Source organism: Paenibacillus nanensis (assembly GCF_003583765.1).
Classification (GTDB): domain Bacteria; phylum Bacillota; class Bacilli; order Paenibacillales; family Paenibacillaceae; genus Pristimantibacillus; species Pristimantibacillus nanensis.
In genome coordinates this window covers 1-25,655 of the sequence record NZ_QXQA01000014.1, presented here as the reverse complement: position 1 = coordinate 25,655, position 25,655 = coordinate 1, and the positions used below count along the sequence as shown (strand labels likewise).

The following is a 25,655-nucleotide window of genomic DNA, read 5'->3' as shown; positions in this document are numbered from 1 at the left end:
GAACGCCTTCTTTGTATGATGACGAATGCGCGGTGCCTTAATGCGCGAACACTTTTTTTCTTTTACCCGCAATGCTGCGAAGGATGAGTATGACTTTGATCAATCCCACGCTTATTAGCAGGACCGGAATGACAAACATGAAATGTCCAAAGCCGGGCAAAAATGCCATGACAACCGGCCAAGGGACGAGCAATTTAGGCACTGCCAATAACAGGCCTATAGGCACCAGCCAATTGATAAGCAGGACGAACAAGAAATGAAAGCCGATACGAAGAGCGGTTGCGTGAAACCTGGTTCTCCATTTGAACAGCCGGTAAATGGAGAAAGCGAGATAAATCAACACGGCCGCTGCCGCAATATCCAGCACCATATACGTTTGTTTGTACTCGGAGGATTCAAGCTTTGGGGGATCCTGTCCCTGTAGCATTCCGACAATCCCAGTCATAATGCTGTCATAAGAATCGATATGAAAAAAATCCATCGCGTTGATCAGCAGAATGACTCCGTACTCGCCGTCAATGACCATTTTGGAATAGGTGTTTTCGGTTGAGCCGTCATGATACAGCTTGTCGTGTTCGACCGTCCAGCCCATCGCGTAAAAGGCATCTCCCCACATAGAAGCAGCAGGCTTATGCAACAGGCCGACGCTCTGCTCCGATAGCAGCGCGGTATCGCCGTATCGGCCGCCGTTCATATGGGCAATTAAATATTTCGACATATCCTCCGAGCTCGAGATCAGGTAGCCCGAAGGAACGGTGCCTTGATGCTCCAGCTGCTTGGTCGGCACCATCCATCCGAACACAGGCTGATACCCGGTCGCGAGTCCCCCGCCTTCTCCCTCTTCAGGTGAAGCGTAGCTGTGCTGCATATCCAACGGCTCGTAAATGCGCTGCTTCACATATTCGGTATAAGGCATATGGGAAACCTCTTGAATGATCGCTCCAAGAATATCATAGTTTGTATTGGAATACTGGAACACGGAGCCTACCGGCTCGGTCAACGCCGTATCCTTTAAGCCTCTGATATGCGACTCGAGCGTCTTGTTTCCTTTGGCCAGCGAGACCTGGCCGGAATAGGTGGATAGGCCGCTCGTTTGGTGGAGCAAATGTTTCACTGTTATTTTTTCAGAGGCTTCTTCATCGGCGACTCTAAACCAAGGCAGGTAACGCTGTACCGGAGCGTCGAGATCGATCCTGCCTTCCTCGGCCAGCTGCATGACAGCAACGGCTGTAAATGATTTGCTGGTAGAGCCCAGCACAAACGGGGTTTGAGGCGTTACAGGCTTTTTATCCGGGCCGGAGACGCCGTACCCCTTCCAGTACACCGCTTGATCTCCTTTCACAACAGCTATTGCCGCGCCGGGAATGTTTAAGCTCTGCATGGACGTTTCCATGAAGGCATCCAGCTTTTGGGTGTCGAACTCTCGTACGTTAGCTTGCGCCCGAACCTCCGCTGAGGAAGGGAGACCGCTCAGCATAGCGGTTATTCCGATAATGGCGCAGAGCAATGTCCTGCAAGCTCGTCTTAATCCTTTCATAACAGGGCTTCTCCTCCATCACTCTATCTTTGGCTTGTGCTCATGAAGATAGTCTACCTTCAATGGAAGCTCCGACCTATCGATTTGCGTGACAGATTCCGTCCTAAATCTTACAAAGTTGTCATTATAAAAAAAGAAACGGCCTGCCAGGAATCCCACCTGGCGGCCGTCTGTCTTCCTATTCAACTCCGTGCTCTAATCCGTGACATACATGGATACTTGATGCTGCTGCAGCGCGCCCGCAAGCTCGCCTGTCAGCTCCGAATCCGTAATGACCGCTTTCAGCTCCGACAGCGCCGCAACCGAGAACAGGGAGGTGCGGTTCGTCTTCGTATGGTCGAATACCGCATAGGTCTCTTGCGACCGGCCGATCAGCGCTTTGGCGATTTGCGCCTCCTGTTCGGAATAGCTTGAGATCCCGCCGGCTGCCGAAATGCCGTCAACCCCAATAAACATCTTGCCGATGTGCAGCTGCGCCACCATTCCTTCGCCGAGCGGTCCGCACAGCTCAAAGCTGTTGTGCCGCATTATACCGCCGGTCACAACGACTTGAATCTGGCTGCCGGCCAGCTCCATCGCGATATTGACCGCATTGGTAACGACGGTGATCCCTTTCCGGGATTTCAGCAGCTTGGCCAGCAGGAAGTTGGTTGTGCCGCCGGACAATCCGATGACGTCTCCTTCCACGATAAGCGAAGCCGCCAGCTGCGCGATCTTCTCCTTCTCGAGAATCGACAGCCCTTCTTTCTCGGCAAAATGCAGCTCTCTCATCGTGCTCATGCCGTCGTACATCGCGCCGCCGATCGTCCGGATAACCGGATATTCGCCTTCCATTTGCTCCAAATCGCGGCGCGCCGTCGCCTCTGAACATCCGAAGCGCTCCACCATTTCCGTAATCGTAATCCGACCCTGCTGCTTCAGCAGCTGAAGAATCGCCTCACGGCGTCTTTGTCCTTTGGATCCGGTTCCATCCATCATCATCAACGCTCCACCCACGCTTTAGCCGACATGCGCTGCTCCACGGCTTCCCACTCTGGGAGCGCTTCCCAGTCGCCGCGCATTTGTACAACCAGGGAGCCGTTAATGCTCGCGAGACGCACAGCCTCAACCGGAGACATGCCTTTCATGACGCCAGCCAGAAATCCGGCGCAGAAGCCGTCGCCGGCCCCTACGGTGTCTACCACCTGATCCGCAGGATAAAATGGGACAGCCGTCTCCGACTCCTTCTCCAGCACAACCGTTGCATCGCCCATTCCCTTAATGATGCTGACAGCTTTAAGCTCCCTCAAGCGCTCCTTAACGGCGGCGTAATCATCCGTATCGTAGAGCAGCTTCAGCTCGTCCCATCCAGGGAGGAAATAATCCGCATCCGCCGCCAAAGGCAAAAGCGTCGCGCGCGCTTCCTCGATCGACCACAGCTTGAGCCGCAAATTCGGATCAAAGCTGACGAGCACGCCCGCTTCCTTCGCCACATCTACCGCGCGGCGCACCGTTCGGCGCCCTTCCTCGCTAATCGCGCATGTGATGCCGGTTACGTGGAGCAGCTTCGCCCCCCGAATATAGTCTTCATCCAGATCTTCAGGCTTCATACGGCTTGCGGCGGAGCCTTTGCGGAAGTAATGAACGGCAAGCCGGCCCGCGACATGCTCGCGGAACATCATGCCCGTCGGCGCCTCTCCGCTTAGCTTCGCGCGGGAGATGTCCACGCCTTCTCCCCGCAGCGTTTTTAAAATCAATTTGCCGAACGGATCGTCGCCAAGCGCCCCGAACCAGCCGACCGATGAGCCGAGACGGGCAAGGCCGATGGCCACATTGCTTTCTGCGCCGCCGAAGCTTTGCTCCAAAGTCGCCGCGCGTTCGATCGACTTATGCCCCTCCGGCATAAACAGCGCCATAGATTCTCCGAACGTTATGATATGAGGTGACACTTCACGCACAGCATAATCCCCCTACTGGTTATCGGATATCGTCACTTGCACTACGCATAAATCGGACTAACCATGAAATAAATAATCGCGACGTATAGCACAAGAATGATAAGGCTCATTACTTTCGCTTTATTGATGGATGCAGTCGCGCTTTGGCCGGATTGGATCGCCGACACCACTTGCTTCAGCGGCTTCGTCACGATGCCGCCTAACGCCGCGATAGCCAAGAACAGCAGCGTCACGATGATCATCCAGACGACGGCATAGTCGCCCTGGGACATCAAGTAACCGCCGGTAAGCAGCTGTACGATAAGAAAGTACTGCGCGATGCGATTCGCGGACAACAGACCTTTCGCAAGACCGGCTTGACCCGATCCGTCCGTTTTGGAAGCCCCTCCCAGCATAATCGGCAATACGATATAAAACCCCATTCCTACAGCTCCAAGCACGTGCAATAAAAACATAGCATCGGTCATTATCGTTTCCTCCTGTATCATATTTCCTATAATCAGTAGTTTATCAGAATCTAAAGCTTTTTCAAATGAACAAAAAAGCAACAAACCTCCCTCCGCGTCAGCCGGCGGTTGGGGAGGCTTATTTACGGTTTCGGCAGACGCACCTCGAAGGTTGTGCCGACGCCTAAGATGCTTTGCACCCGGATCGTTCCTTTATGCAGCCGAACAATTTTTTGCACGATCGATAATCCCAGCCCGTTGCCTTCCGTTGTGCGCGTCCGCTGCTTGTCGCCTTTATAAAATCGTTCAAATATCCGCTTTTGATCCTCTGGCTGAATGCCGATCCCCGTATCGGAAATTTCCGCAAGCAGCACCCCTTCATCCGTTGGGCGAAGGAAGACCCTTATGCTACCGCCGTCCGGCGTAAATTTAATCGCGTTATGGATCAAGTTTTGCCAAACCTGGCTCATCAGCTCTTCATTGGCGTTAATCTCGCAGGGCACCGCGTCAAGCTCAATATCTAAGCTTTTCTGCAGCCACTGCGGCTCGCATGCCAATATTATATGCTCGATTTGCGTGTCCAGCCGGTAGCTTGCCATCGGCCATTCCTGGTCTTCCGAGTCCAGGGAGGCAAGCTTCAGCAGATTATCGCTGAGCCGCGAGAGACGGACCGTTTCTTTCTCGATGATGGCAAGATATCTTCTCTGCTCCTCGCGCGTTAAATCTTCACGCTGCAGCGTGCTTGCGAACCCGCGAATCGACGTCAACGGCGATTGGATCTCGTGCGAAACATCCGAAATGAACTGCTGGCGCAGCCGCTCCACCTGCTTGAGCTCCTGCGTCATTTCGTTGATGGAATCGACAAACTCCCCGATATGCCCGTGGTATTTGCCTTCTTGATCAATCACAACGCTGAAATCGCCTTTGGCTATCCGGCGAAAAGCATCCATCATCTCGTTCCAGAACACCCGCTGCTTCGGACGCGAGAAAAGGTTCACAAGAAGGATAAGCAGGATAATAAGCAGCAGGGCGACACCGCAGTTGACAAGCTGAACCACGTAGTCGCTCCAAGGAACAGGATGGCTTTCGTAATACCACCGCGTCAGAAAATACGCCCCGGTAAAAGCGCCTCCGCAAGCTAGGATTAAGGCCGTAAACGTCAGAAAGCCATGCCATATCAGTTCTCCAATGCTCAGCTGCCGTTTCATTCCGACGCCTCCATCCGATAGCCAAGCCCCCGAATCGTGGCGATTTTCACGGCAACGCCCCAGCCTGCAAATCGTTCCCGCAGCCGGTTGACGTGAACATCCAGCGTACGCTCGTTGCCCTCGAAATCATAGCCCCATACCGCTTCGATCAAAAATCCGCGGGCGAGCGTGCGCCCCCGATTGCTCATGAGCATAAAAAGCAGCTCGAATTCCTTGGGTGGCAGCGACACCGGCTCGTCATTCACCGTCATCCGGTAGGTGGAACGGTCCAGCGTAATCCCGCCGGCGGAGGTCTGCTGGGAAGCGGCGATCCGGTACCTTTTCATAAGCGCCTTCACCCGTACGACAAGCTCCGGCGGATCAAACGGCTTTACGACATAATCATCCGTGCCCAGATGGAAGCCTCTTACTTTATCGTGAAGCTCCCCTTTTGCGGTCAGCATCAGAATAGGAATCTCGTAGTCTTCTCGAAGCCGGCGGCACAGCTCAAAGCCGTCCATGTTCGGCATCATGAGGTCTATAATGACCATATCCGCAGGCGCCGTTTCCATTGCCGCTATCGCCTCTCGTCCGTCCGCCGCTTCTTGGACAAGATAACCTTCCTTTGTTAAAACCACTTTGACCAGCTCGCGGATATGAGGATCATCGTCCGCGACCAACACATAGCCCATCTAATATTCCTCCTATCCTCCGTCAGACCGAGGCGCTGCTTCCATAATAACAGTGTACTCCGCCAATTTAAACGGGATGTAAACAACGCGCGGTTAGAACGAGAAGCAGCATAAAAAGCCTTCCCGCCGCAACTTCGCGGCGGGAAGGCCTAAGGCTTGCTTATATTACAGAGCGTAGTAGGTTAAGAGCTGTTTCGTTGTCGGGTCTGCCGCCTGCTTCTTCTCCAGCTCCGCCCTCTTCGCTTCGAAGCAATCCATGCATTTGCGCTCGGTATCGCATTGATGCGCATCCTTGCAGGTGTAGCAGTAATGCAGCATGAAGGTCGTAAGATCCATCTCTTTTAGCTTTGCATTCATCGCCTATTTCTCCTTTATAAGCGCGCTTTGTTAGTGTGCCGCCTTTGGCAGATTAGGTGCTTGAGTGCCGCCTTTTTTCTCGGTCCCGCCTTTGCGTATGCGAGCGAAGGTTTTGCGGAGCAGCGGCAGCAGGTAGTAGTCGAGACCGAATTTGCCCGCGTTAGCGCCTGCCATCATGACGATGCCGCCCAGCATGACCAGCCACGGGTTTGTGCTTACGGTGCCCGCGTAGAGGAACATGAAGTTCATCAGAAGCCCGAAGAACGCCGCGATTGCCGTTAGACCGCCGACAAGAAGCCCGATCCCTACTAGCAGCTCGCCTACTGGAATTAAAAAGTTGATTAGCTTCACATTCGGCAGAGCGAAATGCTCGATGAAGTTCACGAAGTTCGGATAAACCATCTCGCCTGTCGCTTTATCCAAGACCGGATTGGCGATTGCGCCTTTGAGGAATCCCGCGGCATCGAATCCGTCCTTCAACTTGTGGAATCCCGCTTCAATCCACGCAAGCCCGACAACCCATCTAATGATTACCAGCAAACCGGCCGCATACACATTTTCACGAAGAAATTTCATCATGATTTTTTCACTCCTCAGTTTATTAATGTGAATTATTTCACAAACATTTGTAGGAGGAACGCCTGCACTGGAGGTTAATCGTGCTTTTTTTATATTCCCTTGCTTGCTTTCCTTCTACATCTTTATGATAACCTTTTTTCCGATGCTTTTCTGTGAGGTAAATCACAGTTGCTATTTATTAATTGAAAAATCTTTCGATCTCTTGCGACGCATTTTCCGGTGAATCGGAGCCATGAATGACGTTGCGTTCCACGCCCGTTCCATAATCGCCGCGTATCGTACCCGGGGCCGCTTCAGCGGGATTCGTTGGTCCGATCAAGCTTCTTGCGTTCCGGACGGCCGCTTCGCCTTCCACGATCATGGCGAACACCGGTCCTGAAGTGATGTAATCGACAAGCTCGCCGAAGAATGGCTTTGCCTTCAGATGGCCGTAATGCTCTTCAGCCGTCTCTTTTGATATCCGTTTCAGCTCCGCCTTTATAAGGCGCAGCCCCTTTTTCTCGAATCGAGATAGAATATCGCCGACCAAGCCTCGCTCTACGCCGTCCGGTTTGATCATGACAAAAGCTTTTTCGCTCATGGTCTTCAACCTCCTTCTTGATTCCCATTTTACTAGCCAAGAAGGAGGAATGAAGTGACAAACATCACAATTGGACAATCTTTTTATTTCTTAGGAATAACTAGCGTGACCGTTGTGCCTTCCCCAGGAGCGGATTTCACGTCCAAGCTCCCGCCGGCGATACGCGCCCTCTCCGCCATGCTGAACCTTCCAACGCCTTTGGCGCTTACCTGCGGATCGAAGCCTGCCCCCTGGTCGGCGATTTGCACAAGCACCTCCGTCTCGTCTTCTTGTATGGCTACCTTGGCTTCGGCCACATCCGCGTATTTCGCAATGTTCGTAAGCGCTTCTTGAATGACGCGGTAGATGACCGTTTCCGCTTGAATATCCAGCCGTCTTCCGAGACGGCACTCGAATTTGACTTTAATCCCGTAATGGGAGGAGTAATTGTCAATATACGACCGAATGGCCGGCACGATGCCCATATCGTCCAGGACGGAAGGCCGCAGCTCCCAAGCGAGTCCGCGGACTTCTTCGATAATGCCGGACACATTGTCGCGAATAAATTGAAGCTCCTCACGCTCCGGGCTTGGCGCCGAAATGACGCGGTCGAGCTGAATGAGCAAGGAGAAGAGGCTTTGCCCGATGCCGTCATGCAGCTCCCTTGAAAACTTCCTCCGCTCATCCTCTTGGATCGTCATCACTTTGACGAGCGTTTCTTGCAGCTCTTCCTCCACCTTCTTCAGCCAGGTTACCTCGTTGCGAATGGCAAGGTATTGATACGGCTTGCCGTCCTCCCCGACAAAAGGCACGATGGTCGTATTCACCCAATAGTAGGTGCCGTCCTTCGCCCTGTTTTTCAATTCGCCTCTCCATACTTTGCCTGAAGAGATGGTGGTCCACAGCTCTTTCATAAAAGCCTTTGGATGATGCCCGGAATTGATGATCCGATGATCCTTGCCGATCAGCTCATCCCGATCGTACTTCGATATTTCGCAAAACTTATCGTTTACATATTGGATTTTGCCCTTGCTATCGGTCATCGCGACGATCGAGGATTCGTCGAGCGCAAACTTAACATCCGCCAGCTGCTTTAACGATGTTCTTAAGTCATGCTTAAACCGTTCGTCTTCCACATGCTTATCCATTTGGGCCAATAGCGCCTCAACATGTGCGGCGATCACTTCCTTGTCCGAAGAACGAGGTAGGTTATTCAAATTGCAGCAGCCCTTTCTTCATCGCGAATTTGATCAGCTCCGGTCTTGATTTCAAGCCCAGCTTCTCCATCACATTGCTTTTATGCGTTTCGACCGTCTTCACGCTGATGATCAGCTGCTCGGCTATTTCTTTGTTCGAGTAACCCTTTGCCGCAAGCTCCAGCACTTCCTTCTCCCGCTCCGACAGCGTATCGTACTGGTCGGTGCTTTCACCCCGGCTTAACCGGTCCACGTATTCATTCATGAGCCGCTTCGTTGCCGTCGGGTACAAATAAGCGTCGCCCTTTGCGACCGAGCGTATTGCGGTAAGCAGCTCCTCATGCGGCGCGTTCTTGAGCACGTAACCGGAAGCGCCGGCATGAATGGCGCGGAATAAATATTCGTCATCGTCATGCATCGTCAAAATAAGAATGGCCACATCGGGAAGCTGCTGCTTGAGCTCCGATGCGGCTGTAAGCCCGTCTTTTCCGTGCGGCATGCTTAAATCCATGAGCACGACATCCGGACGATACTCCAGCGCGGCTTGAATGCCTTCATCCCCTTCGGATGCTTCGGCCGCAACTTCAATATCTTCTTTGCTGCTGAGCAGCATTCGCAGCCCGGACCGGACCATCGCATGATCATCCACGATAATTAGCTTGATCATCGTAACCCTCCGTTCATTTCCGACAAACGTTTCCCACATCATAACGCCTCAGCATTCATGATTTCAACAAAATGAGGAATAAACGACTCGATCATCCCCATCTCCTCGTTGGCGTACGGCATTCCCTCTCTTCTGCCCAGCAGCAGAACGCCGCCCATGCCGCCAGCCGTCACGAGGGCAAGCGGGATTGCGACGCCGGATACAAGCTTTTCGGCAAGCATGACAGGACATTCCGTCAGCATAGCGGGATTCTCCAACCGATTCGCGCGATAGGGGATGCCATGGCGGATCGCCATCCCTCCAAGCCCTATACCGGGCTTCAGCATCATCTGGCCGATTCGTTCACTGCGGCTGCCGACCATGACGTCCCACTTCAGCTTGCTGTATACGGATGCGCGCATTGCCAGCGCGGCAAAATCGCTCGCGCTCAGTCGTCCAAGATGCTCGAGCATCTGCGTCATTTGATCCTTCCTGCGTGAGGCTATCAATGCCGTTCCTCCTCTCTACCCGTTCCAGTACATTATTGATGTTTAAGATATACGGCAGCGTACAGTCCCCCTACGAACAAGCCGCCCCCCACAGCGTTACCTAAAAAGACTGGCACGAAATTTCCCAAAAAAGCTGACCAACTCGCCTCTCCTGCGAATATAGCGGCGGGCACAAGGAACATATTCGCTACGACATGCTGAAAGCCAAGCGCTACAAAAGCCATTGTCGGGAACCAGACCGACATCGCAAACCCCGTCCCGTCCTTAGCGCCATATGACATCCATACCGCAAGGGAGACCAGCCAATTACAGCCGATCCCGGATATAAAAGCGGCGTGAAACGGTTCATCCAGCTTGGCCGAAGCAAGCGCAACCGTTCTAGCCAGCTCTTCGCCGTGCTCCGTTATACCGGCTAAATGACCGAAAACATAAGCGACGAATATCGCCCCCGCCATGTTGCCGATCGTAATAACCGCCCAATTCACGCTCCATTGACGGAGGTTTATTTTCCCGGCATACCAAGCGATCGGAACCGCCATCATGTTGCCGGTTAGCAGTTCTCCCCCAGCCGCCAGGCATAGAATAAGACCAAGCGGGAACACCAAGGCTCCGATGAAATTGTTCATTCCGCCCCAAGCTGCGGGAACGCCGGCGCTCACCTTGATCGCCAGCATGAAGCCCAATGCGATAAACGCTCCTGCGGCGAAGCCAAGCAAAACTTGTTTGCGTACCGGCTGCGTTGCCTTCCTTACCCCGGCCATAACGGCCATTTGCGTAATTTCCGATGGATTGGTGTAGCTCATACGAACTCCCCTCCTATGTACAGAAGTATACCTTCCGTTTGGGCTCGGGGCAGTGACTTATATCATCATTTGGTTATCAACCGGATCAATCAGGTCTATAGCAGCAATCCCCGACCGCAAAGATGCGGTCGGGGGATCCCGTTGGTTACATGCGGCATACTTCTTTAGGGCAATTCTCGCAATGGCACACGTCCTGAAGATAACGAAGGTTATGAATGATAAAATGTCCGTCCTTGTAAGCAATAACGTCTTCCTTCTTCAGGTCGCTCAGCATCCGGTTTACGCTCTCGCGCGTTGCGCCGATCATATCCGCCATTTCCGTATTGTTTATTTTCAGGCTGATATAGATGCCCCCATCCTTTTCTTTACCGTACGAGTTGCTAAGACGAATGAGCAGCGAACAAAGCGCTCCGGTTTTTCCGAACATCATCAAATCGCGGAATTTGGTCTGCGTCAGACGGTGCATGAGTCCCATCCATTTCATAAATTCCAGCGCCAGGTCGCTATGCTGCCACAGCAGCACCTCAAGGTCTTTGCGTTGGATGACGCCGACCTTCGCGTCTTCGGTTACTTCCGCCGTGAAGCTGTGCTGCGATTCTTGGAACGGATCCATTTGTCCGATCAAATCGCCTTTCTGGTGCAGATAAAGCGTTAACGTACGGCCGCTGTCGGATGTTTTCGTCGTTCTTACCCGGCCTTCGAAAATAAAGAACATTTTATCCGCCGCATCGCCTTCCCAGAAAAGGCAGTTGCCTCTCTCGACATGCTTCCTATACATAATGCTTTCAAGCTTCTCAAAGCTATCCTGCGACAATACCGGTACAATTCCGTCCATTTGGTTAGGTGTCATTCCCATTTCTCGTAATCCCCTTCCGAGCTTTCTTCTGTCTTCATCATAACCCGGCAGACAGAATCGGAACATCGGGGACTGCACGGATTTATTGCGGGTGGAATCCCCCTATTTCCTGTGAGGTAAATCACTTGCCGAAAGAAAATACCCTGAGAGTAGGCTCAGGGTCATTCGCATTTGGCAGGTTCCGCCCTTAACCGCGCTGCCTCGATCAAGCTCTTGGCGCGTTCAATCTCCTTCTCCGTAGGCGTCTCGACACCATCAAGCGGATAGGCCTTGCCAAGCTGCTGCCACTTATAGACGCCCATCCGATGATACGGCAGCAATTCAAACTTGGTCACATGACTGAGCCTGCCGATAAAATCGCCTAATAACGCCAAGTCCTCCGCATGATCCGTTACGCCAGGGATGAGCACATGCCGGATCCATGCAGGCTTCCCGCGTTCCGAAAGCCATTTCGCAAAGTGGAGAATCCGGTCATTGGGCCGGGACGTCAGCTTTACGTGCCTCTCCTTATTCAGCTGCTTTAAATCAAGCAGCACAAGATCCGTATCATCCATCAGCTCGCCGATATGAGTCGGATCGCAGAAGCCGGAGCTGTCCAGCGCGGTATGCAGCCCGAATTTCTCCTTGCAGGCTTTAAACAGCTGGGCGACAAAAGGAGCCTGAAGCGTAGGCTCCCCGCCCGTCACCGTAATGCCGCCTCCCGAACCCTGGTAATAGGGCAAATACGGCTCTATCTCCTTTAAGATTTCATCCACCGTAACTTGCCGGCCAGCGGTCGTATCCCAGGTATCCGGATTATGGCAAAACTGGCATTGCAGCGCGCAGCCCTGCATGAACAGGACGAAGCGGATGCCCGGTCCGTCCACCGTACCGAAGGTGTCAATCGAGTGAATTCGGCCTTTCATGCGGGCCACGCTCCTCTCTAAGCTTGCGAAGATCTCGTTGTCGTTACATTTCACCGTGGAACGTGCGGTTGATGACGTCCAGCTGCTGCTCCCGGGTCAATTTAATAAAGTTGACGGCGTAACCCGACACGCGGATCGTCAGCTGCGGATAGTCCTCCGGATGCTCCATCGCCGCGAGCAGCTGTTCGCGGTTAAAGACGTTCACGTTCAGATGATGACCGCCGCTTGCCGTATATCCGTCAAGCAATGCGGCAAGATTGCTGAAACGCGCGCCGTCTTCTTTGCCGAGCGCTTTTGGAATAATCGAGAACGTATTCGAAACGCCGTCCAGGCTGTTCTCGTACGGAATTTTGGCGACCGACGCAAGCGACGCGAGCGCGCCTTTGCGGTCGCGGCCATGCATCGGATTCGCGCCTGGCGCGAATGGCTCCCCTGCCTTGCGGCCGTCAGGCGTGCTGCCCGTCTTCTTGCCGTAGACGACGTTCGAGGTAATTGTCAGCACCGACAACGTCGGAGTCGCGCCCCTGTATGCCTTATGCTTGCGCAGACGGCTCATAAAGCCGTCGACCAGCTGAACGGCCATTTGGTCTACGCGGTCATCGTTATTGCCGTATTGCGGATAATCGCCTTCGATTTCGAAATCAACGGCAATGCCCCTCTCGTCGCGGATCGGACGAACCTTCGCGTAACGGATGGCGCTTAAGCTGTCCGCTACGACCGATAAGCCGGCGATGCCGCAAGCCATCGTTCTGAGAATATCCCGGTCATGAAGCGCCATCTCGATCCGTTCGTAGCAGTATTTATCATGCATGTAATGAATCACATTCAGCGTGTTCATATACAGCTTAGCCAGCCAATCCTGCACGATTTCGAACTTCGCTTGCACTTCTTCGTAATCGAGCACATCCGATGTGATCGGCGCGATGGCAGGTCCGACCTGAACCCCTAGCTTCTCATCCACACCGCCGTTAATGGCGTACAGCAGCGCTTTAGCCAAATTCGCGCGCGCGCCGAAGAATTGCATCTGCTTCCCGATCCGCATAGCGGATACGCAGCAAGCGATGCCGTAATCGTCGCCGAAGTAAGGCCGCATAAGATCGTCATTTTCGTACTGGATCGAGCTGGTTTCAGCCGATACGCGCGCGCAGAACGTCTTGAAATTTTCAGGCAGCTGCTTCGACCACAGCACCGTCAGATTTGGCTCCGGCGCAGGACCGAGATTGTACAGGGTGTGAAGGAAGCGGAACGAGTTTTTCGTCACTCGCGTCTTGCCGTTAAGCCCCATGCCGCCGATCGATTCCGTCACCCATGTCGGGTCGCCGCTGAACAGCTCGTTGTAGTCCGGCGTGCGAAGGAATTTCACAATGCGCAGCTTCATGACAAAATGGTCGATCAGCTCCTGCGCTTCCATTTCCGTCAGCTTTCCTTCCTTCAGATCGCGTTCGATATAAATATCGAGGAAGCTGGAGACGCGCCCTAAGCTCATTGCCGCTCCGTTTTGTTCTTTAATAGCGGCAAGGTAGGCAAAATACAGCCATTGCACCGCCTCGGCAGCCGTGCGGGCCGGAGCGGAAATATCGAAGCCGTAAGATGCCGCCATTTGCTTCAGTTCGCTTAAGCTGCGAATTTGCTCGGACAGCTCCTCGCGCAGCCGAATGACTTCCTCGCTCATCGCATCGACCTCGAGCTGGAGCAGCTCCGCCTTCTTGCCGGCGATCAGCCGGTCTACCCCGTACAGCGCGACTCTGCGATAGTCGCCGATAATCCGTCCGCGTCCGTACGCGTCCGGAAGACCGGTAATGATACCCGCTCTTCGAGCGGCGCGCATATCCGTTGTATAGGCATCGAATACGCCTTGGTTATGCGTCTTGCGAATTTCCTTAAATAGTCCTTCGATTTCCGGGGAAAGCTTATATCCATAAGCCTCACAAGCATCCACCGCCATTCGTATGCCGCCGAACGGCTGAACGGAACGTTTGAGCGGGGCGTCTGTTTGAAGGCCAACAATTTTTTCTTTGGCTTGATCAATATAGCCAGGAGCATGCGAGGTAATCGTCGAAACCGTATTCACGTCAATATCGTGTACCCCGCCTCTTTCGCGCTCTTCTTTCAGCAGCTGGCTGACGCGCTTCCACAGCAATGCCGTATCGTCCGTTGGCCCGGCCAAGAAACGATCGTCTCCTTCATAAGGCGTAATGTTGCGTTCGATAAAGGAATTGACGTCAATCGTTTTTTTCCATTTTCCGTCCGCGAACCCGCGCCAAGCATCGAGGACGCTCGTCAGGTCGGCTCTTTCTTTTTCTGTCATTGCCATCATGAACACCTCCGTTTATACTCCCATGTTACTTTTTTCACAAAATTACGGCTATGACTTTCATCACAGTGTCGCCGAGTTTCGAAAGTCTCCCTGAGTATGGATCGAGCGGACGAATTCCCGGTTAATCCCTTGCTCCTCAAAATGCGACTCGGCAAGCTGAGTGCGGTTAATCTGCCGTAAAAATAACGAGACGTCGGTAATCCCGCCGTCCAGCAGCCTGCCGATTCGCTCCGCATTGGATCGGTCGTAAATGCCATGAAGAGGATAGACCGTCTCCTTTATGAAAGGGAGAACCGCATCCGTACCTTCCTGCATATACGATAGCTGAAGCTTCGCCGCTTGAGCAGAGGGGCTCGGCAAATGGCAGCCTAGCAGCCACACATGGCGATTTTTTGCCAAAGCAAGTCCTGCATGCATGCCGCTCAGCAATCCTTTGCCCGCATAATAATCAGTGATGATGCGAATATCCCTGTCAACGGTTTTGAGAAATAGCTGCGGCTCATTCGTCACAATCGTAATTTCGCTGCAGCAGGTTTTCATTTCTCGAATTTGTCTCTCGATCAAGGTCTGCCCGTCCACAACGAGAAAAGCCCGGTTGTCGCCCTTCATGCCGCGGTGAGCGCCTCCTGCCAATATAACGCCGGACAACATACGGAACACTCCTTTCCAATTGACTTGAATGAAGAAAAAGAAAATCTGCCGATCGGTTGAACGGCAGATTTCTAGCAGCTTCCGTGTTAAAATTTGCCGTAATACGCATTGCGATAGACTTCCGCAAGCTCCGTCACAAGCGGCATGCGCGGATTCGCAGTCGTGCATTGATCCTCGAAGGCCCGGTCGGCTAAATAATCGACCTTCGCTTCGAAATCGCCTGGATCAACCCCAAGCTCCTGGAACTTCTCTGGAATTCCGAGCGATGCGTTCAGCTTGCGGACAGCCTCTATCAGGCTGTTCACGCCTTCTTCTGCGGTGCGCGCAGGCAGTCCCAGCATGCGGGCGATTTCCGCATAACGCACATCTGCAACAAAGTGGGTATATTTCGGGAACGAAGCGAATTTCGTCGGCTTCTGCGCGTTGTAACGAATCACATGCGGCATTAAGACCGCATTGGTTCTGCCGTGGGCCGTATGATATTCGCCGCCCCACTTGTGCGCCAAACTATGGTTAATGCCAAGAAAAGCATTCGCGAAAGCCATGCCCGCTATGGTCGAAGCGTTGTGCATCTTCTCTCTGGCAACAGGGTCCGCCGTATGGTACGACTTTTCTAGGTTTTGGAACACAAGACGGATCGCATGAAGCGCAAGGCCATCCGTATAATCGCTCGCCATCACCGATACGTACGCCTCAATGGCGTGAGTGAGCACGTCCATCCCTGTGTCCGCGACGGCCGTCTTCGGCAAACTGTAGACAAACTCCGGATCGATGATTGCGACGTCCGGCGTCAGCTCGTAATCCGCCAGCGGGTATTTCGTATGTCCATCCTTCTTATCTGTAATAACCGCGAATGAAGTGACTTCCGAGCCAGTTCCCGATGTCGTCGGGATCGCTACAAACTTCGCTTTTTCGCCGAGCCTCGGATATTTATAGACACGTTTGCGGATATCGAGAAACTTCTGCTTCAGCGAATGGAAGCTGGTGTCCGGGTATTCATAGAACAGCCACATCGCCTTCGCAGCGTCCATCGGCGATCCCCCGCCAAGGGCGATGATGCAGTCCGGCTGGAAACGGTTCATCAGCTTCGTGCCGCGTTCAACCGTCTCAACCGAAGGGTCCGGCTCGACATCAGAGAATACTTCAATGGCGACCGGCAATTCGCGTTTCCGCAAATAATATTCCAGCTTCGCGACATACCCCAGCTTCACCATCATTTCGTCGGTCACAATCAGCACGCGGGAGATGTCCGGCATTTTCTCCAGATATTGCGTGGAGCCTTTTTCGAAATACACCTTCGGCGGCATTTTGAACCACTGCATATTGACGGTCCGATAAGCGACCCGCTTTATATTCAGCAAGTTGACTGCCGTTACGTTCGACGTTGTCGAGTTATGCCCGTAAGAGCCGCAGCCAAGCGTCAGCGACGGCAGATTCGTATTGTACAGGTCGCCGATCGCGCCGTGCGTAGACGGCGAATTGACGATAACCCGCCCTGTCTGCAGACGGTTCGCGAATTGGCGGATGACGGCATCATTGTTCGAATGAATGACCGAAGAATGACCCATGCCCCCAAAAGCGACGACCTCCGCCGCACGCTCAATGCCTTGCTCCGCCGTCTTCACTTTATAGCATGCGAGTACGGGACTCAGCTTCTCGGCCGACAGCGGGAACGCTGGTCCGACGCCACCCAGCTCCGCCACAATCATTTTCGTATCCTGCGGCACCTGGATGCCCGCCATTTCGGCGATTTTCACAGCAGGCTGCCCGACGATTACAGCGTTTACGGCGCATTTCTCGCTGTTAATAACCAGCTTCGATACCGCTTCGGTTTCCGTTTTGTTCAGGAAGTAGCAGCCGTTATCCTTCATCAGCTTGCGGACTTGATCATAAACCGCTTCTTCGATAATAACTGCCTGCTCGGATGCGCAAATCATGCCGTTATCGAACGTCTTGGACAGGATCAGATCCGTTACCGCTTGTTTAAGATCGGCGGATTGCTCGATGAAGCAAGGCACATTGCCTGGACCTACGCCGAGCGCCGGCTTGCCGGTGCTATAAGCCGACTTCACCATGGCCGAGCCGCCTGTAGCCAGCACGAGAGCCACGTCCGGGTGATTCATCAGCAGCTGCGTTGCCTCCAGAGACGGCGTCTCCACCCACTGCATGCAATGCTCGGGCGCTCCGCTTGCGACAGCCGCTTCAAGCAGCGTCCGCGCCGCAGCCGCGCTGCTTCTTTGCGCGGAAGGATGGAATGCGAAAATGATGGGGTTACGCGTTTTTGCTGCAATCAATGCCTTGAACATGGTTGTGGAGGTCGGATTCGTCACCGGCGTTACCCCGGCGATAATGCCGACGGGCTCTGCGACCAGCTTATAATTTTCAAACGCGTTTTCTTCGATGATGCCGACCGTTTTGTCATGCTTAATGCTGTGGTAAATATACTCCGTCGCAAAAATGTTCTTGGTGATCTTGTCTTCGTAAACGCCGCGTCCTGTCTCATCGACCGCCATCTTGGCAAGCAGCATATGCTTATCCAGTCCGGCTAGGGCCATCGCCTGCACAATACGGTCAATCTGCTCCTGATTCATCATCAGGAACGCTTCCTGAGCTGCCCTGGCACGGGCGACTAACAAATTCACTTCGGTTTGAGCGGACTGTTCTGCTGCTAATTTGTTCTCTTTTACAGCCATCGTTTTCTCCTCCTTAGGAGACGGATTTAGAAGCTGATCTCCCTGTTGACCTCATCATACGGGAATACAAATTAGCAATCGATGACATTTCTCACATGCGAACACTTTATTTCTCCGCTGCTACAATGGCTAAAACGGCTAAAAGCAACCGCACAAGTCCTATGGAACGTTTGGCCGGAGAATAGCGCCTCATAATGGAGGCTCGAAAAGGACTACCATGTTTTGTAGCCTGGCGCCCCGTACGTATCAGGACCGAGCATATCCATTACCGGGATCGTATACGCAAACAAGATGAGCAAGACGACAAGCGAAATCCATACGCCCCACCGCTCCAGGAAACGCGGCGTCGCTTCCTCCGGAGCGCTCGATTTCCCGAGCGGATAGAGAGTTTCGCCTTTTGGCGCTCGAAGCAGCGCAACCACGTTTATAATCATCAAGACAAGCGCAACGAACAAAATAATACCGCCGATTGCCATCGCGACATGATAGGGCATCCACAAAATGGCATCCGTGTGATCTTGGTATGTCGTATAAGCTGTGCGGCGCGGCGATCCAAGCAGACCGACCGTATGCATCGAGCCGGACATAAACAGCATGCCGACCAGCCAGAGCACGGTTTGAATGATGCCTAGTTTATTCACCCGCTTCGTCAGCACCCTTCCCGTAATGACCGGAATAAGCCAATAGGTAATGCCGAAAAACGTCAGCGCAACGCTCGTCGCAACCGTAAGGTGGAAATGGCCTGTCACCCACAGGGTGTTATGGACAACTGCATTCATTTGGTTGCTTGCGTTAACAATGCCGCCCGCGCCTGCCGGAATAAAGGCGAGCATCCCCATGAACGGCGCAAAGAAACGAACATCCTTCCACGGCAGCACCTTCAGCCAGCCGAACAATCCCTTCGCCCCCTTCAAGCGTCCGTTCTGTTCAAACGTCGCGAACAGGGAGAAGGCCGTCATCAGCGATGGAATGACAACCATAAACGTAAGCACGACCTGGATATATTTCCAAAGAGGACTTACCCCCGGCTCCATCAATTGGTGATGGAAGCCGACGGGAATCGAGAACAGCAGAAGCAGGATGAAGGACAGTCTCGCAAGCGCGTCGCTGTATATTTTCCCCCCGATTATTTCCGGAATGATCACATACCAGCAAATATAGGTCGGAAGCAGCCAGAAATAAACGAGCGGGTGGCCGAAGTACCAGAATAGCGTGCGGCTAAGCATGACGTTAACCGTCTCCGTCCAGCCGACGGACCAAGGAATCAGCTGCACGATAACTTCAATCGCGACGCCAATCGTTGCTATTTGCCACAGCAGCATCGTGACGACGGCCATAAACCCGAACAGCGGAGAGAGCTTGCCGCGATGCGTCTTTCTCCAATCTCTATATTGATAGAAGATACCGAAGCCGCTCAGCCAACTGCCGATGACAACAAATGCCAGTCCAAAATAAAATTGCGGCGCCGCCTTCATCGGCGCGTAAAACGTATAGAGCACGCTTGCTTTATCAAGCAGAATCATAGCCAGAACAACCAGGCCTCCGCCCGTCATCAGCGCAAACCCCGCCCAGCCGAGACGCCGCGTCATCGGAAGCAGCGCTCCCCCCATCGTGCGGGCAATGCCGGAATATAAGAAGCCGATAATAAAGTAGGTCGTGAACACAATCGCCATCAGTATGCCATGCGCTGTTAAGAGCTGATAGTAGCCGATGCCTCCAGGCAGCGTATACATCCCGCCGCGAACGACACTTTGCAGCATGCCGGCGATCCCGCCGAGCAGCAGCGCGAAAAAGGCGAACAGGATATGAGCCATAACGAGCGCGCCGTCTTTCGGGTCGAGCTGTCTAATAAAGCCTTGTTTCATGGTGAGCATCTTCCTTTTCATGTAGGTTATTCAACGATAATCTTCGTCATCATCGCTTCATGAGCAATACCGCAATATTCGTTGCACAATATCAAATACTCGCCTTTTTCCTTGAACGTATGGGTCACTTGGCTGACTTCGCCCGGCACAAGCATCATGTTGACGTTCGTACCCGGAATTTCGAAGCCGTGAACAACATCCGTACTGGTTACCGTGAAATGGACGGTGGAACCGGCCGGAACCTTCATGACAGGCTGCTCCTTCGGCCCTGTCGTATAGCCGAAAGCGAAGGATATAATAACGGCCTCGTATTCCTTCCGCCCCACTTGGTGAATGCCGGGCTGGTCGAACGGCGCGATTTCTTTCACTTTAGTCGGATCAATCATGTGATGATGTTCGCTTGGCGGCTGCGTTCCGAGCGCAAAAGCGGAGATGCCGATAACGCCTAAAAAGACAAACAGCATTGCAATGCCGATGGCCAGCCATACTTTTTCTAATCGATGAATGTGCATTGGTTGAATTCTCCCTCCGGTTCTATTGCCGCTCGATATACAAAACAAATACTAGAGCCCAAGTCACGAGGATAAATGCGCCAAGCAGCATAACGCTGACGAACGTTCCCTTCAAGGACGTTTCCTCTTGACGCGTGACGGTGTCGGTGTCTTTTGGGGCTTCATCTTTGTTATGATAGTTCACACTTTTCACTCCTTAAAGGTTTTGTGGAGCAAAACCTGCTTCGTAAGCATTCGCTTGGTTTTGTGGAGCAAAACCTGCTTCGTAAGCTAACGGCAGCGAGGATTCTTTCGGGTTGCTCGTGTTTTATTGTATAGGCGAAGCAAAAGGCCCGCTGTGATCTATCGCACAACAGGCCTCTCATTTGTTTCCTATGAAAACAAGTAGTCCATATCTGTCAAAATTTCATCCGCCAGCGGGTAGATGAGCTCTTCCTCCATCTGGAAGTGGCTCGTTAAGATCAGACAGCCTTGCGTCAAACAATCGCAGCATGCTTTCATTTTGTCCCGAAACTTCGTTTCCTGGCGGTTTGTATCCAGCAGCAGCATCGCGTGCAGCTCGTTGCTCATTTGTAAGAAGGATTCGAAAAACTGCAGCGCAAGCTCGTGATCCTTCTCAAGCACCCACAAGGACGGCAGAATGGTCGGCTCGAGCTTTCTCTTGTAATACCGCGAAAACAACGGGAACAATTCTTCATCCTCCCATTTCACATGAGAATCCAGCTCCCGCAGCAAATGTTTTGCTTTACCAACCAGCTCGTGAAGCGAATGCTGAGCGCCGAAGGAGCCGGATGTGGTAGCCGCTCTGCTGCTAAGCTCGCTCAACTCTTCGCATTTTTGTTTCAAGCCTTCATGCTCCGACTGCAGCCGCATAAAAAACTGCATATATACGCTGGGACGCGCCGAATGATAAGGCTCCAGCAATGTTGGTTTTTGCATCATTTCTTTCATGATTAAGCACCTCCAAAATGGAATGATCCGTCGATTAGGTACGATTTTTAACTCTCGATTGGATTGTCACCCGCAGCTTCAACATCGCAACGGCGCTGACGAACCAAGCGATTACGCCAATGCCTAAACTCAACCACCAATCTCCCGTCGCTTGCAAAATAAACAATACGGCGAGGACGCATATCGCGCAGCCTGCCATACCGTAAACGGAACCTTTCGCGATTGCAGACGCCTTCTCGGAGCCTTGCGTAACGCCAACCATGAAGACGGCTGCGATCATCACGGCAGGGAAAGCGGCGAACATCCCGCCGAGCGCTTTCCAAGGTATCCAGACGGAAGCTATATAACTAAGCGAGACAGATGCTCCGCCTAACAAAAAACGAAGCAGCAGCTCTTTCGTTTTCATAATCAGACCTCCCTACACCATAAACATTACATAAGATACAAAAACCGACACGATAAGCCAGCCCAGCACCGAAAAGGTTAACCCCTTCTTCCACCCTTTCTTGGCGCTTAACACGCCAACCATTGCTGCGCATATGACATTGATCGCCATCCCGGCCATTGCGCCTTGTGTCAAATCAATCGATTTCATAATGAGCTCGTTCCCAGTATGATCAAGCCTCACGTTCATCAGCGCTGCGAGGAACACGGCGGGAAATGCGGCAAATATGCCGCCGATCGGCCCGCCGACCCGTTTGGAGATGAGAGAAGCCGCAGCTACCGCGCTACCGCCAAATAGAAAACGAAGCAATAATCCCGTCAGCGATATTTCAAGCATAAACGTTCTCCTCCGTCTTACTACGTGATTTTTTTCACTTAAATGGATTTAAGTTGATTTCAGCTTACCACTCCCATGTGCAAACCACTGTAAAAAAGATCACAAACCCGCTCATTTGCCATAAAAAAAAGATAACCTGCCGGGATGCCCGGCAGGCGGTGGAACGTCTTTTTATCGAATTGTCATTCCATGCTTGCACAGTACGCCATGAATGGAGAAATACGTCACTTCCGACGGAAGCTCGTCTTTGATCGGTCTAAGCTTCTCAACGCCAACTTTCTGGATCGCTTCCAGAATCAGTGACTCCTGACCCGGAGGTATGATACGGTCCCAATCCACCTCTTGCCCTTCCCCGGCCGCCCGAATAATATGGCCTTCCACGGTAACTTGGCTGAAACCGCGCTCCCCGGCAATTTCCGCTGGCGACATTCCTTGATTGAACATTTCGAGCGATACGAGATGGCTGGCCTGCTCGCCGCTATTGCTTATTTGGGCTGTCGCTTTCGATTTTAATGGAGGCATTGGCGAACGGGGAGGCTGGCTGCCCGAGTCCCCTTGCCCTGCATAATCGGAAATAATGCGAATAATATCCTGGCCGTATTTGTTGCCTTTCGCCGTGCCTATGCCTTTTACCTCAAGCAATTCATCGATGCTGGAAGGTCTGGCGTTCGCGATATCCCGCAAGGTCGCGTCAAAAAAGATCATAAACGGCGGTACGCCTTCCTTGGAAGCCGCCTCGCGCCGCCACTGCTTCAAAGCGTCGAAGAGCGGGGATGCTCCGGAGGACGTCCCTTCGCTTGTCTGTCTAACGGTTGCTCTAACGCGCTGCGTGATGGACGCTTTGCCTTCGAGCACCGGAAGGGCGTTCGCCGTCAGCGAAACCGTCGGATACTGTCCCTCGCTAAGCCGCATATATCCTTCCGCTACCAGCCAGTATAACCAGTCCGCAATATCGCGTTCCGGCAGATGGCGCATAAGCCCGTAAGTCGACAGCCGGTCGAGTCCGAATTCCAGCAGGCGCTTATCGCGCGAGCCCTTCAGCACCTTCGCCGCCATCGTGACGCCGAAGCGTCCCTTCATCCGGCCGACGCAGGAGAGCGCCATCTTCGCGTCCTCGGTCCGGTCGACGGTTTCGCTTTTGTCCAAGCAGCTGCTGCATTTGCCGCAAGGCTGAACGCCGGTTTCGCCGAAATAATCGACGATAAACTGCTGCAAGCACCGCTGTGTCCGGCTGTAGTTCATCATCGTATGCAGCTTCGACATTTGGATGGACTTCCGTTCGGCATCGCCTGCCCCTTGCTCAATTAAGAAACGCTGCACCTGCATGTCCGCCGGTTCAAATAGGAGCACGCAGTCGCTCTCCTCGCCGTCGCGCCCCGCTCTTCCGGCCTCCTGATAATACGACTCCAGGTCGCCCGGCATTTGATAATGGACAACGAACCGCACATTCGGTTTGTCGATGCCCATTCCGAAGGCGTTCGTAGCGACCATGACGCGAATTTGATCGAAGCGGAACTTCTCTTGCGTCTCCGCTCTTTCCGTATCGGACAAGCCGCCGTGGTATTTGCCGGCCTCCACTCCGAACTGCTGAAGCATCGAGCAGACATCCTCCACTTCCTTCCTCGTAGCGGCATATACGATGCCCGACTGATCGTTTCGCTCCTTCAGCAGCTGTTTGAGAAACCGCTTCTTGTCGACCCCGCTGACGACGGATAACGAAAGATTGGGCCGGGCGAAGCCCGTGACATAGCGGCGAGGCTCTTTTAGCTGCAGCATTTTCACAATATCATCGGCTACTTCTTCCGTTGCCGTCGCCGTAAAGGCCGCCACAAGCGGCCGGTTCGGCATTCGGCCGATCCACCCGGCCAGCTGCCTATAGCTTGGACGAAAATCGTGCCCCCACTGCGATACGCAATGCGCCTCATCTATGGCGATCAGAGGAATGTGCAGCTGCTCCGACAGCGTTTGAAACATGGGGGCGTCGAGCCGCTCCGGAGCGACATACAGGAGCTTGTATTCGCCCTGCAGCGCGTTTCGGAGTACCTCGCGGTATTCCGCCGCTCCAAGCGAGCTGTTCAGGAATGCCGCTTGCACGCCTACCCGTTTTAGACTGTCCACCTGGTCCTTCATCAAGGAAATAAGCGGTGAAATCACAAGCGTCGTTCCCGGAAGCAGCAGCGCGGGAAGCTGATAACAAATCGATTTCCCGCCTCCCGTCGGCAAAATCGCCAGCGTATCATGGCCGGCTACAATGCCGGCGATAATGTCCTCTTGTCCTTTTCGAAACGAATCGTAGCCATAGATGTCTTTCAACAATTTTAATGCCTTGTCCATCGATTGATCCGCCTCCTTTCTCTAAACAGAAAGAACCCTGGCAGCGTACTGTCAGGGTCCTCCCGTCCTCTTTCATCGGCTGTGCCGATAGCTATTGTCCCGCTGTTACAATTTGAATGACGTTGCGGACAGACTGAGCGGACTTATCGAGCGCCGCTTTCTCCTCGGCCGTCAGCTCAAGCTCGATAACCTTCTCGATGCCGTCGCCGCCGAGAATAGCAGGCACACCCATGAACAGACTGTCGTAGCCGTATTCGCCCTCCAGGTACGCAATGACCGGGATAATCCGTTTTTTATCCTTCAGTACAGCTTCCGTCATTTGAACCAAGGAAGCCGCAGGCGCATAGTACGCGCTGCCGTTGCCTAGCAGGTTCACGATTTCGCCGCCGCCGACGCGGGCGCGCTGCACAATCGCATCGATGCGGTCAGCAGGAATCAGCTTCTCGATCGGAATGCCCGCCACATTGGAGTAACGAACGAGCGGTACCATATCGTCGCCATGTCCGCCGAGCACAAAGCCGCGAACGTCTTCCACCGACACGTTCAGCTCCTGCGCGATAAATGTGCAATAACGGGCGGTATCAAGCACGCCGGATTGGCCGATCACGCGGTTTTTCGGGAAACCTAGCGTCTGATACGCCACATAGGTCATTGCGTCAACCGGGTTACTCAAAATAATCACATAAGCGTTCGGACTCGTCGCCTTCACGTTTTCGCAGACGGATTTTACAATGCCGGCATTCGTATTGACCAGATCGTCCCGGCTCATGCCAGGCTTGCGCGCAACGCCCGCCGTAATAATGACCACATCGGAATTTCGGGTATCCTCATAGTTCGAGGTGCCGACAATGTTGACGTCGACGCCCATCACCGGAGTCGCTTCCAGCATATCCAGCGCCTTGCCTTTTGTCGGGTTCTCAAGCGGCGCGATATCAACCAGCACCACATCCCCAAGCTCCTTCTGCGCAAGCATAAGCGCCGTCGTCGCCCCTGTAAATCCTGCCCCCACAACCGTAATCTTCTTTCGAGTAATAGCCATTCCGATTGCCTCCCTTAAACAAGTTCGATAAGTCGCAAATCAACGCCCTATTTTCCTCATTTTGCCCATTCAGAGACATTTAAGACGATCAAAACGCTTGTTTCGTATCACTCATTCGTTTTCTTGCCCGCAGTAACTCGGTCAAGTTGCCCCTCAGGGGCAACCGCCCTCCTCAACATCATGAACGCGCCTCTGTCATTCCTGCGTTCTTCCGGCAGGTGTCCAGAGGGGCGCAGCCCTGTCTCTTATACACATCTGTCTCCTATACACATCTGACGCTGCCAACGCACTCTAGTGTGTAGT

General features: G+C 53.2%; 26 protein-coding genes. All 26 read right to left on the bottom strand.

Annotated elements, in window-relative coordinates; translation table 11 throughout:
- Positions 1 to 37: 37 nt before the first annotated feature.
- Positions 38 to 1,537, bottom strand: coding sequence for a serine hydrolase domain-containing protein (locus D3P08_RS19600; RefSeq protein WP_119601704.1), 1,500 nt, complete (start codon positions 1,535 to 1,537; stop codon positions 38 to 40).
- Positions 1,538 to 1,732: 195 nt separating this feature from the next.
- On the bottom strand, positions 1,733 to 2,515 hold the full coding sequence (locus D3P08_RS19595) for a DeoR/GlpR family DNA-binding transcription regulator (RefSeq protein WP_119601917.1): 783 nt from the start codon (positions 2,513 to 2,515) through the stop codon (positions 1,733 to 1,735).
- 2 nt (positions 2,516 to 2,517) lie between these two features.
- Entirely contained in the window at positions 2,518 to 3,474 is a 957-nt protein-coding gene (locus D3P08_RS19590; RefSeq protein ID WP_119601702.1) for a sugar kinase, read from the bottom strand.
- Between the two features lie 41 nt (positions 3,475 to 3,515).
- Complete coding sequence (locus tag D3P08_RS19585; RefSeq protein WP_119601700.1) at positions 3,516 to 3,941, bottom strand: hypothetical protein; 426 nt, start codon at positions 3,939 to 3,941, stop codon at positions 3,516 to 3,518.
- A 122-nt stretch (positions 3,942 to 4,063) separates the two neighbouring features.
- Positions 4,064 to 5,128 carry a HAMP domain-containing sensor histidine kinase gene (locus D3P08_RS19580; RefSeq protein ID WP_119601698.1) on the bottom strand — a complete coding sequence of 355 codons (1,065 nt, stop codon included), beginning with the start codon at positions 5,126 to 5,128 and terminating at the stop codon, positions 4,064 to 4,066.
- A complete protein-coding gene (locus tag D3P08_RS19575; protein ID WP_119601696.1) occupies positions 5,125 to 5,799 on the bottom strand; it encodes a response regulator transcription factor in 675 nt (224 codons plus the stop codon). The genes D3P08_RS19580 and D3P08_RS19575 overlap by 4 nt, the downstream gene beginning before the upstream one ends.
- A 165-nt stretch (positions 5,800 to 5,964) precedes the next feature.
- Entirely contained in the window at positions 5,965 to 6,156 is a 192-nt protein-coding gene (locus D3P08_RS19570; protein WP_119601694.1) for a hypothetical protein, read from the bottom strand.
- A gap of 30 nt (positions 6,157 to 6,186) precedes the next feature.
- On the bottom strand, positions 6,187 to 6,738 hold the full coding sequence (locus D3P08_RS19565) for a DoxX family membrane protein (protein WP_119601692.1): 552 nt from the start codon (positions 6,736 to 6,738) through the stop codon (positions 6,187 to 6,189).
- 175 nt (positions 6,739 to 6,913) lie between these two features.
- Positions 6,914 to 7,315, bottom strand: coding sequence for a nucleoside-diphosphate kinase (gene ndk / locus D3P08_RS19560; RefSeq protein WP_119601690.1), 402 nt, complete (start codon positions 7,313 to 7,315; stop codon positions 6,914 to 6,916).
- A gap of 83 nt (positions 7,316 to 7,398) precedes the next feature.
- Positions 7,399 to 8,442 carry a sensor histidine kinase gene (locus D3P08_RS19555; RefSeq protein ID WP_119601688.1) on the bottom strand — a complete coding sequence of 348 codons (1,044 nt, stop codon included), beginning with the start codon at positions 8,440 to 8,442 and terminating at the stop codon, positions 7,399 to 7,401.
- A 61-nt stretch (positions 8,443 to 8,503) separates the two neighbouring features.
- The gene (locus tag D3P08_RS19550; RefSeq protein WP_119601915.1) at positions 8,504 to 9,157 is read right to left on the bottom strand and encodes a response regulator; all 654 of its coding nucleotides are present in this window, start codon (positions 9,155 to 9,157) and stop codon (positions 8,504 to 8,506) included.
- Positions 9,158 to 9,195: 38 nt separating this feature from the next.
- Positions 9,196 to 9,645, bottom strand: a complete 450-nt coding sequence (locus D3P08_RS19545; protein ID WP_147381826.1) for a hypothetical protein — start codon at positions 9,643 to 9,645, stop codon at positions 9,196 to 9,198.
- A 32-nt stretch (positions 9,646 to 9,677) separates the two neighbouring features.
- On the bottom strand, positions 9,678 to 10,448 hold the full coding sequence (locus D3P08_RS19540; RefSeq protein WP_119601684.1) for a formate/nitrite transporter family protein: 771 nt from the start codon (positions 10,446 to 10,448) through the stop codon (positions 9,678 to 9,680).
- A gap of 145 nt (positions 10,449 to 10,593) precedes the next feature.
- Positions 10,594 to 11,298, bottom strand: a complete 705-nt coding sequence (locus D3P08_RS19535) for a Crp/Fnr family transcriptional regulator (RefSeq protein WP_240647672.1) — start codon at positions 11,296 to 11,298, stop codon at positions 10,594 to 10,596.
- Between the two features lie 167 nt (positions 11,299 to 11,465).
- Complete coding sequence (gene pflA, locus D3P08_RS19530) at positions 11,466 to 12,209, bottom strand: pyruvate formate-lyase-activating protein (protein WP_119601680.1); 744 nt, start codon at positions 12,207 to 12,209, stop codon at positions 11,466 to 11,468.
- A 43-nt stretch (positions 12,210 to 12,252) separates the two neighbouring features.
- Entirely contained in the window at positions 12,253 to 14,523 is a 2,271-nt protein-coding gene (gene pflB / locus D3P08_RS19525) for a formate C-acetyltransferase (protein WP_119601678.1), read from the bottom strand.
- A 63-nt stretch (positions 14,524 to 14,586) separates the two neighbouring features.
- The gene (gene mobA, locus D3P08_RS19520) at positions 14,587 to 15,177 is read right to left on the bottom strand and encodes a molybdenum cofactor guanylyltransferase (protein WP_119601676.1); all 591 of its coding nucleotides are present in this window, start codon (positions 15,175 to 15,177) and stop codon (positions 14,587 to 14,589) included.
- 86 nt (positions 15,178 to 15,263) lie between these two features.
- On the bottom strand, positions 15,264 to 17,870 hold the full coding sequence (gene adhE, locus D3P08_RS19515; protein ID WP_119601674.1) for a bifunctional acetaldehyde-CoA/alcohol dehydrogenase: 2,607 nt from the start codon (positions 17,868 to 17,870) through the stop codon (positions 15,264 to 15,266).
- 212 nt (positions 17,871 to 18,082) lie between these two features.
- Positions 18,083 to 19,735 carry a b(o/a)3-type cytochrome-c oxidase subunit 1 gene (locus D3P08_RS19510; RefSeq protein WP_420819049.1) on the bottom strand — a complete coding sequence of 551 codons (1,653 nt, stop codon included), beginning with the start codon at positions 19,733 to 19,735 and terminating at the stop codon, positions 18,083 to 18,085.
- Positions 19,736 to 19,761: 26 nt separating this feature from the next.
- Positions 19,762 to 20,247 carry a cytochrome c oxidase subunit II gene (locus tag D3P08_RS19505; protein ID WP_119601670.1) on the bottom strand — a complete coding sequence of 162 codons (486 nt, stop codon included), beginning with the start codon at positions 20,245 to 20,247 and terminating at the stop codon, positions 19,762 to 19,764.
- A 22-nt stretch (positions 20,248 to 20,269) separates the two neighbouring features.
- Complete coding sequence (locus D3P08_RS19500) at positions 20,270 to 20,431, bottom strand: cytochrome c oxidase subunit 2A (RefSeq protein WP_206098983.1); 162 nt, start codon at positions 20,429 to 20,431, stop codon at positions 20,270 to 20,272.
- 188 nt (positions 20,432 to 20,619) lie between these two features.
- The gene (locus D3P08_RS19495) at positions 20,620 to 21,198 is read right to left on the bottom strand and encodes a hemerythrin domain-containing protein (RefSeq protein ID WP_119601666.1); all 579 of its coding nucleotides are present in this window, start codon (positions 21,196 to 21,198) and stop codon (positions 20,620 to 20,622) included.
- A 34-nt stretch (positions 21,199 to 21,232) separates the two neighbouring features.
- Positions 21,233 to 21,604, bottom strand: a complete 372-nt coding sequence (locus tag D3P08_RS19490) for a DUF3147 family protein (RefSeq protein WP_119601664.1) — start codon at positions 21,602 to 21,604, stop codon at positions 21,233 to 21,235.
- 12 nt (positions 21,605 to 21,616) lie between these two features.
- Positions 21,617 to 21,979, bottom strand: a complete 363-nt coding sequence (locus D3P08_RS19485) for a DUF3147 family protein (protein ID WP_119601662.1) — start codon at positions 21,977 to 21,979, stop codon at positions 21,617 to 21,619.
- 171 nt (positions 21,980 to 22,150) lie between these two features.
- Entirely contained in the window at positions 22,151 to 24,313 is a 2,163-nt protein-coding gene (gene recQ, locus D3P08_RS19480) for a DNA helicase RecQ (protein ID WP_119601660.1), read from the bottom strand.
- Between the two features lie 91 nt (positions 24,314 to 24,404).
- Positions 24,405 to 25,352, bottom strand: a complete 948-nt coding sequence (gene mdh / locus D3P08_RS19475) for a malate dehydrogenase (protein ID WP_119601658.1) — start codon at positions 25,350 to 25,352, stop codon at positions 24,405 to 24,407.
- Positions 25,353 to 25,655: the final 303 nt, after the last annotated feature.

Excerpts from the sequence above, each read along its gene's own strand:
- D3P08_RS19600 (WP_119601704.1), bottom strand. The coding sequence starts at position 1,537 with ATGAAAGGATTAAGACGAGCTTGCAGGACATTGCTCTGCGCCATTATC.
- D3P08_RS19595 (WP_119601917.1), bottom strand. The coding sequence starts at position 2,515 with ATGATGGATGGAACCGGATCCAAAGGACAAAGACGCCGTGAGGCGATT.
- D3P08_RS19585 (WP_119601700.1), bottom strand. The coding sequence starts at position 3,941 with ATGACCGATGCTATGTTTTTATTGCACGTGCTTGGAGCTGTAGGAATG.
- D3P08_RS19580 (WP_119601698.1), bottom strand. The coding sequence starts at position 5,128 with ATGAAACGGCAGCTGAGCATTGGAGAACTGATATGGCATGGCTTTCTG.
- D3P08_RS19575 (WP_119601696.1), bottom strand. The coding sequence starts at position 5,799 with ATGGGCTATGTGTTGGTCGCGGACGATGATCCTCATATCCGCGAGCTG.
- D3P08_RS19570 (WP_119601694.1), bottom strand. The coding sequence starts at position 6,156 with ATGAATGCAAAGCTAAAAGAGATGGATCTTACGACCTTCATGCTGCAT.
- ndk (WP_119601690.1), bottom strand. The coding sequence starts at position 7,315 with ATGAGCGAAAAAGCTTTTGTCATGATCAAACCGGACGGCGTAGAGCGA.
- D3P08_RS19555 (WP_119601688.1), bottom strand. The coding sequence starts at position 8,442 with ATGGATAAGCATGTGGAAGACGAACGGTTTAAGCATGACTTAAGAACA.
- D3P08_RS19550 (WP_119601915.1), bottom strand. The coding sequence starts at position 9,157 with ATGATCAAGCTAATTATCGTGGATGATCATGCGATGGTCCGGTCCGGG.
- D3P08_RS19540 (WP_119601684.1), bottom strand. The coding sequence starts at position 10,448 with ATGAGCTACACCAATCCATCGGAAATTACGCAAATGGCCGTTATGGCC.
- D3P08_RS19535 (WP_240647672.1), bottom strand. The coding sequence starts at position 11,298 with ATGACACCTAACCAAATGGACGGAATTGTACCGGTATTGTCGCAGGAT.
- pflA (WP_119601680.1), bottom strand. The coding sequence starts at position 12,209 with ATGAAAGGCCGAATTCACTCGATTGACACCTTCGGTACGGTGGACGGA.
- pflB (WP_119601678.1), bottom strand. The coding sequence starts at position 14,523 with ATGGCAATGACAGAAAAAGAAAGAGCCGACCTGACGAGCGTCCTCGAT.
- mobA (WP_119601676.1), bottom strand. The coding sequence starts at position 15,177 with ATGTTGTCCGGCGTTATATTGGCAGGAGGCGCTCACCGCGGCATGAAG.
- adhE (WP_119601674.1), bottom strand. The coding sequence starts at position 17,870 with ATGGCTGTAAAAGAGAACAAATTAGCAGCAGAACAGTCCGCTCAAACC.
- D3P08_RS19510 (WP_420819049.1), bottom strand. The coding sequence starts at position 19,735 with ATGAAACAAGGCTTTATTAGACAGCTCGACCCGAAAGACGGCGCGCTC.
- D3P08_RS19505 (WP_119601670.1), bottom strand. The coding sequence starts at position 20,247 with ATGCACATTCATCGATTAGAAAAAGTATGGCTGGCCATCGGCATTGCA.
- D3P08_RS19495 (WP_119601666.1), bottom strand. The coding sequence starts at position 21,198 with ATGAAAGAAATGATGCAAAAACCAACATTGCTGGAGCCTTATCATTCG.
- D3P08_RS19490 (WP_119601664.1), bottom strand. The coding sequence starts at position 21,604 with ATGAAAACGAAAGAGCTGCTGCTTCGTTTTTTGTTAGGCGGAGCATCT.
- D3P08_RS19485 (WP_119601662.1), bottom strand. The coding sequence starts at position 21,979 with ATGCTTGAAATATCGCTGACGGGATTATTGCTTCGTTTTCTATTTGGC.
- recQ (WP_119601660.1), bottom strand. The coding sequence starts at position 24,313 with ATGGACAAGGCATTAAAATTGTTGAAAGACATCTATGGCTACGATTCG.
- mdh (WP_119601658.1), bottom strand. The coding sequence starts at position 25,352 with ATGGCTATTACTCGAAAGAAGATTACGGTTGTGGGGGCAGGATTTACA.